Origin of the sequence: Mucilaginibacter sp. (assembly GCF_036568825.1) — a bacterium.
Taxonomy (GTDB): Bacteria; Bacteroidota; Bacteroidia; order Sphingobacteriales; family Sphingobacteriaceae; genus Mucilaginibacter.
Genome location: NZ_DATCRU010000014.1, coordinates 1 through 17,327 on the forward strand (window position 1 = coordinate 1; position 17,327 = coordinate 17,327).

The window sequence follows — 17,327 nt, forward strand, 5'->3', positions numbered from 1 at the left end:
AAGTAATTCCGAGTGAAAAAAAGATCATCGGCTACTCAACCCGCCACTCATGGGGCCCACTGAAGAATTTTAAAAACTACTTTGTGATCTATGTGGATAAACCGATTGCGTTAAGCCGTTTATTTAGCGACAGTACTCAGGTGGATTCTTCAGAAGTACATTCAAAACACGCCAGTGCAGTTATTGGATTCAGAACAGCAAAAGGCGAAAAAGTACACTTACGAGTAGCATCATCATTCATCAGCATAGAACAAGCTGAACTAAATCTGAAACGCGAGCTAGGCAACGACAGCTTCGACGCGACCAGTCAAAAAGCAAAAGAAATCTGGAACAAAACTTTAGGCAGATTGCAAGTTGAAGGCGGAACGCTCGATCAGCAGCGCACGTTCTACTCCTGTCTGTACCGCATGCTATTCTTCCCGAACAAACTGTACGAGATCAATGCTAAAAATGAGATCGTACACTGGAGCCCATACAACGGCGAGGTATTGCCTGGCCGCATGTTTGCTGGTACCGGTTTTTGGGATACTTTCCGCGCATTGTATCCTTTCCTGAATTTGGTTTACCCTTCTATCAATAAAGAAATGCAGGAAGGCCTGGTGAACGACTACAAAGAAGGCGGCTGGTTGCCCGAATGGTCAAGCCCGGGGTATGCGGATGTAATGGTGGGTAATAACTCCGCGTCTATCGTGTCAGAAGCATATCTTAAAGGGTTGCGTGGGTATGATATCGAAACTTTATACAAAGCGTTGATCCACGATGCCAACAATACCGGTCCACGCGCAGCAGGCCGCCGTGGGGTAGAGTACTATAACCAATTGGGTTATGTGCCTTACGATGTGAAGATCAACGAAAATGCAGCACGTACACTAGAATATGCTTATGATGATTTTGCCATTTACAAATTGGGCAAAGCGCTTAATAAGCCTGAATCGGAAATTGCCATCTACAAAAAGCGCAGCATGAACTACAAAAACCTGTTCGATCCATCGACCGGTTTGATGCGTGGTAAGAATAAAGATGGTTCATGGGAAAAGCCATTCAATCCATTCAAATGGGGAGACGCCTTTACCGAGGGCAACAGTTGGCACTATACCTGGGGCGTGTTTCACGATATTCAAGGCCTGGTTAATCTGATGGGGGGTAAAAAGCAGTTTGTTGCTAAGCTGGATTCTATATTTACCCTGCCACCGATTTTTGATGATAGCTACTACGGCGAAGTAATCCACGAGATACGCGAGATGCAGATTGCCGGGATGGGCCAGTATGCACATGGCAACCAGCCAATTCAGCATATGATCTACCTGTATAATTATGCAGGCGAGCCATGGAAAACCCAATACTGGGCCCGCGAAACTATGAACAAGATGTATAAAGCTACCCCGGATGGTTATTGCGGCGATGAGGATAACGGCCAAACATCTGCATGGTATGTGTTCTCTGCATTAGGCTTCTACCCGGTTTGTCCTGCCGCGGGACAATATGTGTTAGGTGCGCCATTGTTTACCAAGATCACTGTAAACCTGGAAAACGGTAAAAAAGTAATCATTAATGCGCCGAACAACAGCACTGCCAATAAATATGTGAGTACGCTTACTTATAACGGCAAACCTTATGATTTGAACTATTTCGATCACAAAACATTACTCCAAGGCGCGGTGCTGAACTATAACATGTCGGCCACACCAAACAAACAAAGAGGTGTTAAAGACAGTGATTTCCCTTATTCGCTGTCAAACGAAAGATAATGCGCTTATGGGATTGAGCGTAATTGGTTGATTAGATCCTCCCGGCGTGGTCGGGGGGATTTTTTATGTCTGAACCATGATTTTTACATCTTGTCATGCTGAACGATAGTGAAGCATCTATTCCGTGAAGCTGTTGTGTTCCCAAGATATGTCGTGATAGATTCTTCGCTCTCGCTACCCATGACATGTTTGTGTTGGGTGTCACGCTGAGCTTGTCGAAGTGCGGTGCGCAAAGGCCTTACCCGCATACCCTTCGACAGGCTCAGGGTGACAGCGCCCCTATGTCATCTCACCTTTAGAGGCGTCCGGATTTTATTACTCAGCATGACAACGCTCTTGAAAATCTGTGTAATGTAATTTTCATGATTTGAAGGGTATCAACCCAGTCTTTTTCTACAGGCTCATTTTTTCTCGATCAGGTTATATCTATATTTGTACTAATGAAGGTCATCGCCACGATATTAATATGCTATTTCAGCGTGCTGATCATTCAGCCGTTGTATCATATGAGTAGGACAAAAGCAGGGAAATGCGGTGCGGAGATGTGCTGCAAGAAGATGACACATCAAACATCGTCAAGGCCTTGTGGGAGTGCTACCTGCAATACCGATTTTTGTAATCCGTTTGTGCCCTGTGGTATTTCGGTAGCCAGTCGTGCTATAGAATTTGAGTTTGGGAACCAGGCACTCGAATTATCTGTTATTAAGAAGCCGGCAGTTAACGAACCTATTTTCTCTAACTATCTATCTGATTGCTGGCGACCGCCGCGCTTATCCTGATTCAATCAAATTATTCTAATAGCCTCACCTAAATCCTCTCCGAAGGAGAGGACTTAGAAAGATTTTATGACTCCCTCTCCGAAGGAGAGGGTTGGGTTGAGGCAGAATCAATTTTTAATATTTAAAATTTAATAAAATGAAAAAGATAAGCTTAAGCGCTTTGGCCATTTTATTGGCCGCCGCTACACTGTTTGCCGAAGGCACTGAAATGATAAAAAATCAGCCTAAAAAGGCAAAGCAGGAATGCCAGGGTACTTGTTTGAAAAAGTCCAAGACACAAAAATGTACAAGTAGTGACGCCTGTTCGGATATGAAAACTTGCGGTGCAACTTGTTTCAATGGCAATTAATTGTCAAATAAAAAGGCTCCTGGAATTTCCGGGAGCCTTTAATTATAAATAGAGTGGTTGAAAGCAGATTATTTAGCAGCTGGCATAGTCTCTTTAGTACTGCCGCAATCAAGCATTTTTTTACCGTAATAAGGGTTTTTAATCGCGGACGATTCGCTCAGCCATGATTTTTTTTCCATTGGGCAGTATTGTTTGTAAAGCACCATATCATTGGTTTGAAAAGCCTTTACTACTTCATACATATTGCTTGATAAACTGCCAAAATGTTCGCGCTGATGATCAATAGCAGTTGATTCGCTGATATGGTCGCCATCATAACGCAGCTTTTCGGCATATTTTGTCCATGCTGCTTTTTGTTTGGCATCCATCGAGGCTACAGGCACATCTTTTAGTGCGGCAGTGAATTTCTTTGCTTCGTCATTTGCGGCTTTACTGTTATCGGTTGCCAGCGCATTTTTGATGCCGAGGTAGCTTTTATAGACATTATTGATAGCCGAATGCAGATCGGCAGGGGCAGCTTTTACAGTGGTTACTGTTATGAACAGGATGACAGCAGTAAGATATTTTATAGTTTTCATGGTATAGAATTTTATTAGGCCTTAAATATACTATTTTTGCGGCCATGCAAATAAATGGCAATTCATTAAAAGACAAGTTCGATAGCATCATATTCGACCTGGATGGTACACTTTGGGATTCAACAGGCAATGTCGCCCTGGCGTGGGAAGAAGCCCGAAAGCAGGTGGACTATGTAGAAGAAGCTATCACGGTAGAACGTGTTAAATCGATCACCGGTATGGCTTATGATGTGATTTTTGAAGTGCTATTGCCTGATCTGGAAATAGATAAGCGCGATCATTTTAAAGCTATTTGTGCGCAAAGCGAGATCGACATATTGGATTCAAGAGGCGGTGATATGTACCCTGGCCTTGCAGAAACTATTAAATACCTGGCCGGTAAGTATAAATTGTACATTGTAAGCAATTGCCAGAGTGGGTATATCGAAACTTTCCTCAGTCACTGCCCTGTAGCAGAATATTTTTCGGGCCATCAATGTTATGGTACTAAAGGTCAGCCTAAGGCGGAGAATATTAAAGACATTGTAAACGACCATCAGCTTAAAGCCCCCGTTTATATTGGCGATACCAAAGGAGACCGCGACTCGGCTGCGAAAGCGGGTGTGCCCTTCATTTTTGCAAATTATGGTTTCGGCACTATTGATGGCGGGGCAGTTGCGACTATTAGTAGTTTGGGGGATTTGGCGGAGTTGGTGTAAGTCTGCCAGAATCAGGATTTACAGAATTTAAGAATTAACAGAATAACTGTTGCTATACATTCTGAAAATTAGATAATTCTGTAAATTCTGATTCAGATTACTTCTCTGATATCACAGGGCATTGCCTCTTATAAAGATTTTTCTCCAGCACATCGAGCATAAAAAGCGCCACATTACGCCTGCTGATAGTAAATGATGGCTTGGGCCGATTGTCGAGCGTTACTTTCACTTCCCGATTCCTCCCGGAGTCGGTAAGCCCGACAGGGCGAACGATGGTCCAATCCATATTTGACGATTGGAGCAATTGTTCCTGTTTTTCGTGATCGTAATACGGGTAACGGATATTGCTGTTTTTTATCAGCCACCTGAACCAGAATGGAATATCTTTCCGAGTTTCGGCAACGCCCCATGCGGTGGTAATGATGATACGTTTTACTTTATTTTCTCTCGAAGCTTCAAGAATATGCCCCATGGATGCTGACAAAAAATCTTTGGAAGTACGCAGCTTTGCCCAGGGAAAATCGGATACGCGGGAAATATTGAGCGCGCTAAGAACCGCATCGCAACCTTTCATGGCATCGGTCAGGGTGAATTTGTTTAGCGGGGTGCCTTCATATACATCAACCAATTCGGGTTTTATTCTTAAAGCACCTTTGTGACTTATCAATACGGTTACCTTATGGCCACGGTTTAATGCTTCGGATAACAATATCCGTCCTGTTCTTCCGGTTGCACCAAGGATGAGGATGTGCATAGCTAATTTTAATGGGGTTGATGGCAACCAAATTAACTATAAATGCTATTAGAGTAAAATAAAGCTTATGTTATGTTTAAACTTTAAATTAAGCAGTTACTACGGGCAGGCTTTTTACTTCTTTTTCAAAGTTCTCCATCATCAATACTGCTGCGCCGATCAGCTCAGCATCAAAGCCAAGATCTGATATTAATAACTGAGTACTTTCGGCCAGGCGTGGAATGCAATATTTGTGCAAAGCCTGTTGGATGGGAGCCAATAGAATTTTTCCGGCTCGCGCCCCACGACCACTTAATACAATAGCCTGAGGATTCATGATATGGATAAGGATAGCCAGTGCTTTACCTATTTTATATGCTGCATCGGAAAGTAGTTCGATAGCAAACTGATCGCCTTTACCGGCTGCATCCAGAATATCATCAAGCAAAGCCTTGGATGCAACAGAATCAGTATCTTTTACACTGGTGGCCCTGCCGCTGTTTATGCCTTCTATTGCTTTTTCGGCTACGACTTGCATAGAAGCGACGGTTTCAAGACAGCCACGTTTACCGCAGGCACAAAGTGCATCATCATCTGATAGCGGAATATGGCTCAGCTCACCTGCAAAACCATTGTGTCCTCTGAATATTTCGTTATTAACGATCATACCCAAGCCAATGCCCCAGCCCAGGTTGATCACCATAACATTTTGCTGGGACTTGGCTATGCCAAAACGCTGCTCGGCGAGTGCGATAAGGCTCGAGTCGTTATCGATGTAAACAGGCAGTCCGATCTCGTCGCGCAAGTACTGGACAAGGCTCCTGTTACCAGCATTAAGATAAGTATAATTGATGCCCTGGCGAACATTGATAAAACCCGGCATGCCCATACCAATCCCGGCAATTTTTTCTTTTGAAATGCCCGATTTCAGGATATAATTATTGATGCTTTTTACCAGTGTGGCCAACGCCGCATCGTTATTAAGCAACTTCAAATCGAAAGTCATGGATTCGGCAACCGGTCTGTTCAGCAGGTCGAGCAATTGGATGCGTGTAGAAAGCTGGTCCATTGCAATGGCCAGTATGTACATCGCATCCGGTTTGATGGAATATAACAAAGGTCGCCGCCCACCGCTTGACGGCGCGTAACCATGTTCTACAACAAAACCCTCGGCAATCAGTTCGTTGACTGCTTTTGTGATAGAAGGGATACTTTTATCAAAAAGTTCGCTCAATTCGGCACAGGATAGGGCCGTATCAAAATACAGCTGTTTAACGATCAAATTCTTTAATTGAGCGCTTTTTACAGTCTTTGGCTTTATTTCCATCAAATAATTTAGGTTAACAGAGCTTTAGAAAGCACTAAAACTTCTTAAAATATTTATAAAAGTATGTAATTAGAAAATAATCTGCAAATTATTGGTTGTAACAAATACACTATTGATTTTGGGTTAGCGGTTTTTATAGGATTTGTAAAAAATAATACCAGAGAAAAGATTATTGCAATACGATCGGAAGAGCATTTCAGGCGCTCGTTATAAATGAGCCAAGGATGATGTCTTCGGACTTCCGACATCAGACTTCAACTTACTTCTCTACCTCAAATTCCTTTTTTAGCTTAATATCCTCAGACGAATTACCGATCATCACCTGGAACTTACCCGGTTCAACGGTCCAGTTCATGTTTTTATCCAGTATAGCCAAATCGTCAGGGTGCAGGGTGAACTCTACTGTTTTCTTTTCACCGGGATTAAGGGTAACACGCTCGAAGCCACGCAGATCATATTCATAAGTGGTTACATCACTAATCTCTTGTTTCAAATACAACTGGACTACCTCGTCACCTTTACGCTGACCGGTATTGGTTACATCGACAGTTACTTTAACATCGCCCTGTTGATGCTCCTTTTCAGGCGATACCTGCAGGTTGCTGAAATCGAAAGTAGTATAACTCAAACCGTAACCGAATGGATAAAGAGCTCCGTTCACACTGGTTTTTCCCCAACTGTTGGCACCGCCTTGTCCTGCTTGCGAGCCTGGTTTGAAAGGGAAGTTAAACTCAATTTGCCCGGTAGTTTTCGGGAAGGTGATGGATAGTTTACCTCCGGGGTTGTTATCGCCAAAGAGCGTTTCGGCTATCACCTTACCACTCTCGGGGCCAGGAAACCAGGCTTCCAGGATGGCAGGGACATATTTGTTTTCCCAGTTGATGGTAAGCGGTTGCCCGTTGATCATCACCATCACAACCGGTTTGCCTGTTGCTTGCAAGGCTTGTATCAGCTTTAATTGGCGACCGGGTAAATTTAAACCAGTCCGTGAGAGACTTTCGCCAACACGGTCGACATCCTCGCCAACAACTGCTATCACCACATCTGATTGTTTAGCTTGATTTACAGCCGAATCGATGCCAGATTGTTCCTGTACAGTAAGCGGTGTTTCGATGATCTCACTTTCGGGCCAGGTGGCGTCTACAATGGCGCAGCCTTTTATGTAGCTTACCTGTGCGTTATTGCCTACATAATTTTTGATTCCATCAAGTACACTGGTTACCGGGTTATGCGATGGTCCATATCGGCTGATGGCATAATTGGTTTCAGCAGCCAGCGGACCGGTTACTAATATCTTTTTAAGAGCAGATTTATTTAATGGTAGCAGGTTGTTTGCGTTTTTTAACAATACCATGCTCTCGCGGTTCATTTGCAGACCCATTGCCTGGTCTTTCGCGGTATGAACGATCTTATCGGCAGCTTTCGGGTCTTTAACGTAAGGCTCATCAAACAAACCTAATTTGAATTTCACCCGTAGCACATCCGCTACGCGCGAGTCCAGTGTTTTCATGGAGACTTTGCCTTCATTTACCAATTCGCGCAAAGGCATGATATAAGTTTGAGGCATGGTGAAGTTGGTACGGACATTCAATCCTGCTTCAATGGCCTGACGAACAGCTTCTTTAATATCCCCGGCTACGTGGTGTTTGGAGTAAAGATATTCAACCGCTTCACTGTCAGATACGACATAGCCATTGAAGCCAAACTTTTGACGCAGCAATTCAGTCAGGAAATAATAGCTGCCGGTTATGGGTTGTCCATCCCAATCGTTATAGCTGCTCATTACACCCATTGCATGTGCTTCCTGGATCACCCGACGAAATGGGTAAAGATATATCTGGTACATCTCGCGGGGTGCCACATGCGGATCGGTACGGGCAGCGCCATCACGACCACCTTTAGGCACACTATAAACAGCAAAGTGTTTTAGGGTTGATGCCGCGCCTTCTTCCTGAATACCCAAAGTCATTTGCTTGCCTAATTCAGCAATCAGGAATGGGTCTTCGCCATAGCATTCCACCACACGTCCCCAGCGCTGATCGCGGGCCGGATCAAGGATAGGAGCGTACACGTTGGTATAACCTAAGGCTCTTGCTTCACGGCCTACAGTTTGACCTGCCTGACGAACAAGGTTCTTATCCCATGTACTGCCGATGCCGATAGGGGCAGGCAGCGATGTGGCGCGGTCGTGGTTAAGACCGTGGATGCCCTCGTTGGTAAAATCAACCGGGATGCCTATACGGGTTTCTTCCACAAACCAGCGTTGTATGGTGTTGATCGCCTCGGCATGTTTGCTGTAAGGGTAGGAGTATTGGGTAGGGGCGGCGTCAGTATGTGAAGTAAGGTTGTTTAGCTCCTCATCAATATTAGCGATGCCGTCTTTCCAAACCTCGTGCTTCCACGATTCGGCCGGCATTTCCTCTTTCAAAACCCGTTTGTAACCATAAAGCGTGGCTAACTGGCAGGTTTTTTCTTCAACAGTCATCTGGCTCAGCAGATCATTGATACGTTTATCGATCGGTTGGGATGGATCTTCAAATACATCCATCTTGCCGTTCTTATTAAAATCGATCCAGCCTTTATGGTAGATGTTTTTTTGCTGAGCTGGCGTGTTAAGTGACAATAGTAGCAGTGGCAGCAGCAGTAGCAGTTTTTTCATGGAGATGAAATATAGGTTTATGTTCAAATATATAAAGAGTGTAGGAGATACACCGTATCAATTTCGGATTTCGGAAGTTCGGTTTCGGGATTTATATTTATCAAATGAATATATTAATGTGTGGTCATGTTTTATGGAGCTATACGGATGAGATTGCAGAAGCCGGACTAGAAGATGAAATCCATGCTCTATTTTCTTTCGTAAAGCCTCTGCATCATCATGAAGGCGAAATTATATTGACCAATAATAGTTTAATTATTAATGGAGATATTGATCTTAATATCCCGTTAACAGATCTTAACCAGTTATACCTGGGCTTCGATGAGGTTTATAAGTCATCTTACGTTAAAAATGCAGGTGTTTTCTGGCAACCGCTCAGGGTAAGTTATTATGGCGGTGGTACACAAAAAGTCGTTTATTTAATAATAGACTATAGTCTAATAGGTATAGCCAAGGATAAACAATGGTTTAATGCGCTGCGAGAAATATTATCTGAATGATTGTCTTTATATATTGATTCACTTCCTTCCGACAAGAGGGAAACGATAAACAAGAGCCTGCGAAGTATAATATATCTTTTAGGAAATGTTGAGACAGTTATGCTATTGTACCCTTAGGGATAAACACCCTGACACTATCCGCGAGTTTGCTGGTATTTCTTAAAAGCCTTCTTTAAGCTTTCATTGGGTTTTGGAGGATTAACGACAATATTGAAAAAAACTTCCTGATCTCTTAAGGAGGTTAATCTCAATTTTGACGCCTTTTTCATATTTATAAATATAAGTATATTTTATGTACTAAATGATATTTTAATTACCACTTCGTTTCGGCGGGTTGTGTAATTAAACGTTGATATCCACGTTTTATATCGGATATTTGCAAAACCGCTGTGCCGTTTATCCGTTTATCTGCTATGTTTAAAATTCTATCTCTCCTGTTTTTTGTCGGTTTAAATTTTCAATCTCATGCTACTGTGCCCGAAAGCGACCGGATACTGGGCAAATGGTTATCGTCTGACAAAAAGCTGATGGTAGAAGTTTATAAGGAGAAGGAACAGTTTAAAGCCAAAATAATATGGTTTAACGATGATCCAAGCAAGCCGATGGATGAATGGCGTGATAAGCATAACCCTAATCCAGCTTTGCGTAACCGTAAAATATTAGGCCTCGAAATATTAAGGGGACTTCATTACGATTGGAGCAGCCATACCTGGGAAGGCGGCAGAATATATGATGCGCAACATGGTAAAGAATGGGATGCTGCGGGATATATCGACAAGGATGGAACCATGAAAGTGAAAGGTTACTGGCATTTAAAACTCATAGGCCGCACCATGGTCTTTAAGAGAGTATAAAAAAAAGCGTCCCGGAATCTCCGCGACGCTTCTGTAATAGTTAATCAATATAAATTCTTATTAGTTTGCTTTGTCAAACTCGCCTGAAGCTTTGAAAGTAACTTCGTCGCTCAGCATTGGCGAACCGAATTTGCTGCCGAAGGTAAAATCAGAACGGTTGATCGAACCAGAAACTGAGAAACCTGCATCAGGAGCTTTGGTCATCGGGTTAGTGATAGTACCACGATATACCAGGTCAAGTGTAACCGGTTTGGTAATACCGTTTAAAGTTAAGTTACCGGTCAGCTTGTAGTGATTTGTCGAAGCAGTTTTGATACCTGTGCTAACGAAATTAACAGTAGGGTATTTAGCTACATCAAAAAAGTCGGGGCTTTTCAGGTGGCCGTCGCGTTGATCAACACCTGTATTTACAGAAGCTGTTTGTGCAACGAATTCAACTTTGGCATCGCTGAAATCTGGTTTTGAAGCAGTGATGGTAGCATCAAAATCTTTAAATACGCCGTCAACATCTGATACGGCCAAGTGAGTGATAGTGAAAGTAAAGTGTGAATGCGCTTTGTTTACTTTCCACGTTTGTGCGAATACTGCGGTGCTCATCAGGATAATGGCAGCTGATAAAATAATCTTTTTCATTTAGTTTCTTAATTATGGGTTGTTTTCAAATAATTGACGCAAATGTATAATTATATGTTTAAACATTTATTTTCAATAAGTCTGATAAATGTAAAATTTATTCTATATAATTTATAGTCTTTATCGGCTATGATTAAAAAATAACATTTCTATGTCATTTGTCATTGCAAAGTATTGATAGTTAAAACGGTGTGTTAAATTAGCTTCTTTAGAATGTCAGCTATGGAGATTCAGCAAGAACAAATCCGCGAGCAGCAAAAGCAGTTGTGGAACAAAGTTTCACCCGGGTGGAAAATATGGAATCAGTTTATTATGCAATTCATGCGTCCGATGGGTGATGCAATTATTGAACGGCTCAAAATAAAAGAAGACGATATTGTTTTGGACGTTGCTGCCGGAACCGGTGAACCCGGATTAACGATTGCAGCGATTGTCAAAAACGGGAAGGTAACCGGAACCGACCTATCGGAAGAAATGCTGCAAATAGCTGAAGCAAATGCAGCAGCCAAAGGACTGAAAAACTATAGTACAACACCAAGTGATGTTTGTGCATTGCTGTTTGAAGACAATACATTTACCAAAATCAGCAGCCGGATGGGCTTCATGTTTTTCCCGGACATGCAACAGGCTGCCAATGAAATGTACCGGGTATTAAAACCGGGCGGACGAGTGGCCATAGCAGTTTGGAGTGGCCCGGAAAAAAACTTTTGGTATACTATTATGGCAAGCGTTATGAGTAAATATATTGAAACTCCGCAACCTGCCCCGGATGCGCCGGGGATGTTCCGTTGCGCAAAGCCCGGAGTTATGACTAATATCTTTACTCAAGCCGGTTTCAAACACGTTGGCGAGCAGGAGATAACCGGGAAAGTTGATTTTATAGACGCCGATACTTACTGGAAAAACAGGACTGAGTTGTCGGAAACAATAATTGCCACGTTAGCTAAATTAGATGAAGCTACAGTTGCAGCTATTAAGAATGATGTGTATGCCCTGATTAATGCTAACAGCACCAATGGCAGGGCATTACTTGATTTCGGCGCGACAATTATTTACGGTGAAAAATAGAGCTATTTGGCGTTATTCACTTCAATCCAATAACCATCCGGGTCCTGGAAATAGATCTGGATCACACCATCGGCCCTTAATTGGGTTTTCTTGTAGGTGCCGTTCCAGTCGCCATATTTAATGTTGAATTTGTCCAGGTGCTTCATGAATTCTTCAATCGAAGGTACGCTAAAGCACAGGTGATTATTAATGTCATGAGCTACAGTAGGGCAACCCGCCTGGATTACATGGAGCGCATTATTAGGCCCGATAGCGAACCATTGGTGCACGGTATCATGAAAAGGATTTGGAATTTTCGTCAGCTCCATTACATCGCTGTAAAAGGCTACGCTGGTTTTTAAATCGTGGGCACAAATGGCCACGTGATTCATGGTAGGCTTATTGTCCTGCCCGTAGCATATTCCCGAAAATGTCAGGGCGAATAGTAATAATACGAGGGTTAACAGATTGGTCTTTTTCATACAGGCAAGGTACAAAAAAGCTTACCAGATATATTAAGCGGGCAAAAAGAAAGTATAATTGAGTTTGCTGTCGTAGCAGGCTACCATTTGGTCGTTTTCCGGTTCAAACTCATTAGTCGGAACATTATGTGCATTCCAATCGTCAATATCGATCAGGCCGACCGGTGTCCGATAGTGATTGCTGTTCATAGAGCATTTTACAACATACCCATCTTTACCGCTAAGAGCAATAACGGGTCGCGATCCACAATATTTGCAGTTGTGGCATTGAACAGACTTCGGTATGATAATGTAACCTCTCATGGATTTTGAGATTATTACGGGTCACAGCTAAATAAGTTTCTTTTGGCTTAAGATAAAGGGTGATCTTAACGGATAACGGCAATATAACCGGTTAGCGGCTTGCTATCACCTTCATTCAGACTGATGATGTAGTAATAAGTACCGGTTGGCACAGGCGTACCATTGCTTGTGCCATCCCATGAACGCGGATAGCCTTTTGACTGATACACCAGTGTTCCGTATCGGCTGTAAACCGATACGATACATTTAGGATAAGCCTCGATGGATTTGATATTCCAGAGATCGTTTATACCATCACCATTCGGTGTAAAAGCATTGGGGATCACGACGGTTGGCAATGTTTGTAAAACAGTTAATGTGCCGGGAAGCTGGGTAATCGTATAATTTACTGAAGTGGCACCACTGGTATTGATGACATACTGGCCAGGCGCCGAAGTCTGCGTTGCAGTGGTTGACCCTATAGGTGGTGTAAGCAGATTAGATGCATTCTCATTGTATGCAAACGGGCTGTAACTGAAAGTAAATGCCGGATTAGGCTGACCGAAATATCGCGTTTGATCATCGGCAGTAATAGTTAATGGAAATGGCTTTACAGTAAAAGGCTGAACGACCGGATATGCCGCATCGTAATTATTATCGCCCGGCTGTGTTGCGGTAATATTTGCAGTACCTGCGCCGGTTATATGTATTTGCCCGTTTACAATGGTTGCCACAGTCGGATCGTCGCTGTTATATACAATTGGCTCGCCAGTGTTGTCGCTGGTCGCCCCCGGATCAAAATCAGCATCTCCATAAGTTTTTACAGGTAATGCATTAAAGGTGATTATTGCGTTATTTAGGATGGGGGCTACCACTGTGATATTAATAATAAATGTACCTGTTCCGCCATCATTATGGGCCGTAATCGTATAATCTGTTGGCAACGAAATTACTGACGGAGTGCCCGAAATGATACCAGTTGTCGGATTAAGTATTAAACCCAATGGTAAAGGTTTATCAATGGTATAAGCAGCAGAAGTTGTAGTAGATGAAGGAGTGCCACCCGCACCGGTATTTGGAACCAAAGGAGCAATAGCTGTATTACGCGTATAGACCTCCGGAGTCGGGTAGGTTATTACAGGTGGTGGTGGAGGGTCGACTCCAAGTGTAATGGTTGTAGAATAACTGCCGCCTGTATTATAACCGGTAATGGTATACTGCGTTGCCGGACTGAGGACTGTTGGTGTGCCACTAATAATACCGGTAGTACCATCAAATTCAAGTCCAAACGGTAATGTTTTATCGATGGTATACCCGGTGACAATTATTTTCCTTACACTGTAGCGGTCGGCCGCATAAAGCACGCCGTTTGAATAAACCAGGCCGGATACATGTACAAAAGATGCGGTACCACCTATACCATCGCCATATACCGGCCTTACAACATCACCGGCAACAGAGATCACGTACCCGTTTGCATCAATCATTCTGATCACGTGCCCGTTCCAATCAGACACGTAAACATTGTCAGGCAAATCAACAGCAAGCGCAATTGGCTTATTAAATAAGGCAGTAGCAATAGGGCCGTTTGTTAAACCCGTGACGGTTTGTCCTGCTACGGTCTTAACAGTACCGTCAGCATTTATTCCCCTGATCATGTTGTTAGACTGGTCGACTACAAAAATATCACCGGCTTCGTCCACTTTAAGATCAGTTGGATCATAAAACGTAGAAGTAGTGGCGCTTGCATTGATTGAACCTACTGTATTTAGGGTGCCTGCATAAATGCTTGAGTTCCCACCCGTGTTGAAATCCCGGACGACTTCGTTTGCCTGATCGGTTACAAATATGTCACCTGACGGGCTTTTAGCAAGGCCTGTCGGGTCGAAATTAATAAGGGCAGCACCCGCTAAATTTGTAACGACACCGCCCGGCGTCAGCTGCCATAGGTTATGGTTCACGATATCACCCACTATAACATTGCCGGAGGGCAAAACGATCAATCCCGCTAACTTGCGAAATCCGGGGCCGCTGGTAACCCCATTTGGCGGTCCCCCGGCCAATGTAGTAACTACGCCTGCCGGGGTAACCTTACGTATCTCGGCGCCATCTGCGACAATCAGGTTGCCTGATGCATCTGCATCTATTCCCCATAAGCTGGTAAAAAGCGCAGCAGCACCTGTACCGTCCTTATAACCGGCGAGGTTACCGTCGCCAGCCAGCGTGCTCACACTCCCGAAGGTTGTGGCAGGTACCGGCCCGCCTAAAGTGGCAGGCCCAATCGGAGTTATGGGTGTATTTTTTGTATAATTATCAGGCGTTGGGTACGTGAATTTTGGTGCGGAGACAGGGGGATTTACAGTTATTTTAAATGTTATAGGAGAACTATTGCACCCTGAACCGGAAGAAATGAAATTTCCGAGCGCTATAGCACCATCGGCGCCTAAAGCTATAGTGTTGGTGATAGAATTGGATGATGTATTAATGGTATAAACTAATCCGGGAGCCTGGGTAGCTATATAAACCTCTTTACCATCCGGACTCGCAAATATACCTACGGGACTACCACTATTTAACTGAATGGTAGATGATACGCTATTTGTTAAAGTATTAATGATCTCAACACTCTTTAATAATTGATCTGCAACATATATTTTACTACCATCCGGGGTGATTGTTAAACCATATGGAGTACCAGGTACAGGAATGGTAGCCGCTATAGAGTTAGTTGACAGGCTGATAACTGTAATAGTTCCCTGTGTTTGATTGCTAGTGTAAATCTTAGTACCATCGGGACTTATAGCCAATTCTATAGGTTGTCCATTCAAACTGATCGTATTAACAATGGCATTATTGGCAGTGTTAATAATGTTTAATTGATTACTTTGATCGTTTGATACTACATAGAGCCATTTACCGTCCGGACTAATTGCCATTGCGCCAGGAGCGCTTACAAAAATGCTGGATTCAACTGAATTGGTTGAAGTATTAATCACAGAAACAGTTCCACTATTAATGTTACCTACATACACTTTACTATCATCGGGGCTAACTACTAAATTAAGTGGCGTTTCATCTGTAGGAATTGTAGCTATTACGACATTTGCCGACGCATCAATTACAGAGACTGAACCGCGGGCATTCAAAACCGTACCTGTCTGGCTTGCGTTAGCAATATACACGTATGTTCCGCTATGATTAACCGCTACTCCCCATGGTTCTACTCCTACAGGTATAGTTGTTGTTACCGTATGTGTAAGTGTACTGATCACAGCGACGCTATTTGAGCCATCATCGGTTATATAAGCAAAGCCAGAGCTGGCAGGTGTTGCAGTGATAGTAGCAGTAATTGGAGTGGTACCGGTATTAACGCCCTTGAATGATAAAATATTGCCAGTACCGCTTGCAGCTAGACCAATACCAGGATTGCTATTAGCCCAATTATAAACGCAACCAGAACCCGGAAAAATTACTGAGTTTGATAATGTACCGTTGGGAATGATTTGATCGGGCACAACAACCTGGCCTTGGGCGAAATTAGGATCCAAACCATAAAGTATGACCAGAACGATGAAAAACAGAAGTTTATTAACCTGGGGACCGACGTTCATACTATGCCTCTTGCGCAGCTAAAAGTACGAATTAAAACATTAATAGGTTGCTAATGAGCCTGGAAGAAGAAGGTTTTTCAACGCGTATACAGCTGAGCGAGTAAGAAAAATAGAAACCATTTTGATGCCCGATGGTTGTATCAATACATCTATAAAAAATAATACTACCATGAAAAAGCAAATAATAAGATTAATAGCCTTGCTGATTTTTGCATCAGTAGCTATGTCGAGCTGCTCGGTTGAATACAGGGAGAATCACAGGCATCACAGGGATGATGACCACCGCGATCACGACCATGATCATGATCACGACTATCGTAATTATTAATTCTAATACAACCAGTTTATGAAATATTTAAAAGTATTAGCAATAGCCGGATTAACGATGCTGACCTTCGCATCACAAGCGCAAACCCGCCATCATCGTTACCATCATCATTTCAAGCACATGCATCACGTGCGGCACCATCGCACTTTTCAAAGAAATCCCGGTTAAACACCGGGATTTCTTTATCACAAGCGTTCACGCACTGAACGTGAACGCTGTGAACAATAACACTACCTATACTATCACTATAGATACTCTTCAAACATATTTTTTCCTTTATGATATATAGAGTAGCTTGTGTTGAGGGCATCCCATATTTGGATGTAAATTGTTCCATTATCATTCTTACCAACATTAATTAAGATGTTGTCTTCTTCTTCATTCGTTTCAACTTCAACGACATCGTTTACATTAATAAATGCCTCTATGGCTTCCGGTTCCTTCGTTATTGACAAACAATCATTGCTACAATTTTGAATTTGGATTCTAATTTTTTTCATTAGAAATGTGTTTTTGAAATTTGTAAAACTTGTTCAGCTCCCCAGGTGTCCAAAGTCTTTGACTTCGGACTATTATGCATGTCTTGTCCTGAAATAGGTTTACACAAAGTAAACAAAGATGAAAGGACAAAAGACAGCAAAAGAGCGTTTGCCAGCTCAGATTTTTAATGAGGCATTTAAGCGAAAAGTGTGCGATGAATATTTGCGTACAGGTGTTAC

18 protein-coding genes are annotated in these 17,327 nt (G+C 42.9%); 8 read left to right on the forward strand and 10 right to left on the reverse strand.

Annotation, left to right across the window (positions count from 1 at the left end; all coding sequences use genetic code 11):
- From VIM89_RS03110 to VIM89_RS03120, 3 genes are all read left to right on the forward strand, one after another.
- On the forward strand, positions 1 to 1,748 hold a 1,748-nt coding region (locus VIM89_RS03110; RefSeq protein WP_488154668.1), incomplete at its 5' end, for a GH92 family glycosyl hydrolase.
- A gap of 440 nt (positions 1,749 to 2,188) precedes the next feature.
- Positions 2,189 to 2,527, forward strand: coding sequence for a hypothetical protein (locus VIM89_RS03115; protein ID WP_488154669.1), 339 nt, complete (start codon positions 2,189 to 2,191; stop codon positions 2,525 to 2,527).
- A 136-nt stretch (positions 2,528 to 2,663) separates the two neighbouring features.
- Complete coding sequence (locus tag VIM89_RS03120; RefSeq protein WP_488154670.1) at positions 2,664 to 2,876, forward strand: hypothetical protein; 213 nt, start codon at positions 2,664 to 2,666, stop codon at positions 2,874 to 2,876.
- A 68-nt stretch (positions 2,877 to 2,944) separates the two neighbouring features.
- Here the strand turns inward: VIM89_RS03120 and VIM89_RS03125 are convergent, their stop codons facing one another.
- Positions 2,945 to 3,454 (reverse strand): DUF3347 domain-containing protein, encoded by a 510-nt coding sequence (locus VIM89_RS03125; protein WP_488154671.1) that lies wholly within the window; start codon positions 3,452 to 3,454, stop codon positions 2,945 to 2,947.
- A 44-nt stretch (positions 3,455 to 3,498) separates the two neighbouring features.
- Here VIM89_RS03125 and VIM89_RS03130 point away from each other — a divergent pair, with 44 nt between their 5' ends.
- Positions 3,499 to 4,152 carry an HAD family hydrolase gene (locus VIM89_RS03130; RefSeq protein WP_488154672.1) on the forward strand — a complete coding sequence of 218 codons (654 nt, stop codon included), beginning with the start codon at positions 3,499 to 3,501 and terminating at the stop codon, positions 4,150 to 4,152.
- Positions 4,153 to 4,249: 97 nt separating this feature from the next.
- Here the strand turns inward: VIM89_RS03130 and VIM89_RS03135 are convergent, their stop codons facing one another.
- From VIM89_RS03135 to VIM89_RS03145, 3 genes are all read right to left on the reverse strand, one after another.
- Positions 4,250 to 4,906, reverse strand: a complete 657-nt coding sequence (locus tag VIM89_RS03135) for an NAD(P)-dependent oxidoreductase (protein WP_488154673.1) — start codon at positions 4,904 to 4,906, stop codon at positions 4,250 to 4,252.
- An 88-nt stretch (positions 4,907 to 4,994) separates the two neighbouring features.
- Positions 4,995 to 6,212 (reverse strand): ROK family transcriptional regulator, encoded by a 1,218-nt coding sequence (locus VIM89_RS03140; protein ID WP_488154674.1) that lies wholly within the window; start codon positions 6,210 to 6,212, stop codon positions 4,995 to 4,997.
- A gap of 259 nt (positions 6,213 to 6,471) precedes the next feature.
- Entirely contained in the window at positions 6,472 to 8,871 is a 2,400-nt protein-coding gene (locus tag VIM89_RS03145) for a glycoside hydrolase family 3 N-terminal domain-containing protein (protein WP_488154675.1), read from the reverse strand.
- A 104-nt stretch (positions 8,872 to 8,975) separates the two neighbouring features.
- On the opposite strand from VIM89_RS03145, the gene VIM89_RS03150 reads away from it, so the two are divergent.
- On the forward strand, positions 8,976 to 9,371 hold the full coding sequence (locus tag VIM89_RS03150; protein ID WP_488154676.1) for a hypothetical protein: 396 nt from the start codon (positions 8,976 to 8,978) through the stop codon (positions 9,369 to 9,371).
- A gap of 134 nt (positions 9,372 to 9,505) precedes the next feature.
- On the opposite strand, the gene VIM89_RS03155 is transcribed toward VIM89_RS03150, so the two are convergent.
- A complete protein-coding gene (locus VIM89_RS03155) occupies positions 9,506 to 9,640 on the reverse strand; it encodes a type II toxin -antitoxin system TacA 1-like antitoxin (RefSeq protein WP_488154677.1) in 135 nt (44 codons plus the stop codon).
- Between the two features lie 144 nt (positions 9,641 to 9,784).
- Between VIM89_RS03155 and VIM89_RS03160 the strand changes: the two genes are divergently transcribed.
- Positions 9,785 to 10,225, forward strand: a complete 441-nt coding sequence (locus VIM89_RS03160) for a DUF2147 domain-containing protein (RefSeq protein ID WP_488154678.1) — start codon at positions 9,785 to 9,787, stop codon at positions 10,223 to 10,225.
- Positions 10,226 to 10,285: 60 nt separating this feature from the next.
- Here the strand turns inward: VIM89_RS03160 and VIM89_RS03165 are convergent, their stop codons facing one another.
- Complete coding sequence (locus tag VIM89_RS03165; RefSeq protein WP_488154679.1) at positions 10,286 to 10,858, reverse strand: YceI family protein; 573 nt, start codon at positions 10,856 to 10,858, stop codon at positions 10,286 to 10,288.
- Between the two features lie 222 nt (positions 10,859 to 11,080).
- Between VIM89_RS03165 and VIM89_RS03170 the strand changes: the two genes are divergently transcribed.
- Positions 11,081 to 11,926, forward strand: coding sequence for a class I SAM-dependent methyltransferase (locus VIM89_RS03170; RefSeq protein ID WP_488154680.1), 846 nt, complete (start codon positions 11,081 to 11,083; stop codon positions 11,924 to 11,926).
- 2 nt (positions 11,927 to 11,928) lie between these two features.
- On the opposite strand, the gene VIM89_RS03175 is transcribed toward VIM89_RS03170, so the two are convergent.
- The 3 genes from VIM89_RS03175 to VIM89_RS03185 all read right to left on the reverse strand — a co-directional run bounded on the left by VIM89_RS03175 (position 11,929) and on the right by VIM89_RS03185 (position 16,280).
- Complete coding sequence (locus tag VIM89_RS03175; protein ID WP_488154681.1) at positions 11,929 to 12,387, reverse strand: VOC family protein; 459 nt, start codon at positions 12,385 to 12,387, stop codon at positions 11,929 to 11,931.
- A 33-nt stretch (positions 12,388 to 12,420) separates the two neighbouring features.
- A complete protein-coding gene (locus tag VIM89_RS03180) occupies positions 12,421 to 12,576 on the reverse strand; it encodes a hypothetical protein (RefSeq protein ID WP_488154682.1) in 156 nt (51 codons plus the stop codon).
- Positions 12,577 to 12,755: 179 nt separating this feature from the next.
- Positions 12,756 to 16,280 (reverse strand): T9SS type B sorting domain-containing protein, encoded by a 3,525-nt coding sequence (locus VIM89_RS03185; protein WP_488154683.1) that lies wholly within the window; start codon positions 16,278 to 16,280, stop codon positions 12,756 to 12,758.
- Positions 16,281 to 16,449: 169 nt separating this feature from the next.
- On the opposite strand from VIM89_RS03185, the gene VIM89_RS03190 reads away from it, so the two are divergent.
- Positions 16,450 to 16,608: a hypothetical protein gene (locus VIM89_RS03190; RefSeq protein WP_488154684.1), complete on the forward strand. Its 159-nt coding sequence runs from the start codon at positions 16,450 to 16,452 to the stop codon at positions 16,606 to 16,608.
- Between the two features lie 245 nt (positions 16,609 to 16,853).
- Here the strand turns inward: VIM89_RS03190 and VIM89_RS03195 are convergent, their stop codons facing one another.
- On the reverse strand, positions 16,854 to 17,108 hold the full coding sequence (locus VIM89_RS03195) for a hypothetical protein (RefSeq protein ID WP_488154685.1): 255 nt from the start codon (positions 17,106 to 17,108) through the stop codon (positions 16,854 to 16,856).
- Between the last annotated feature and the right edge of the window lie 219 nt (positions 17,109 to 17,327).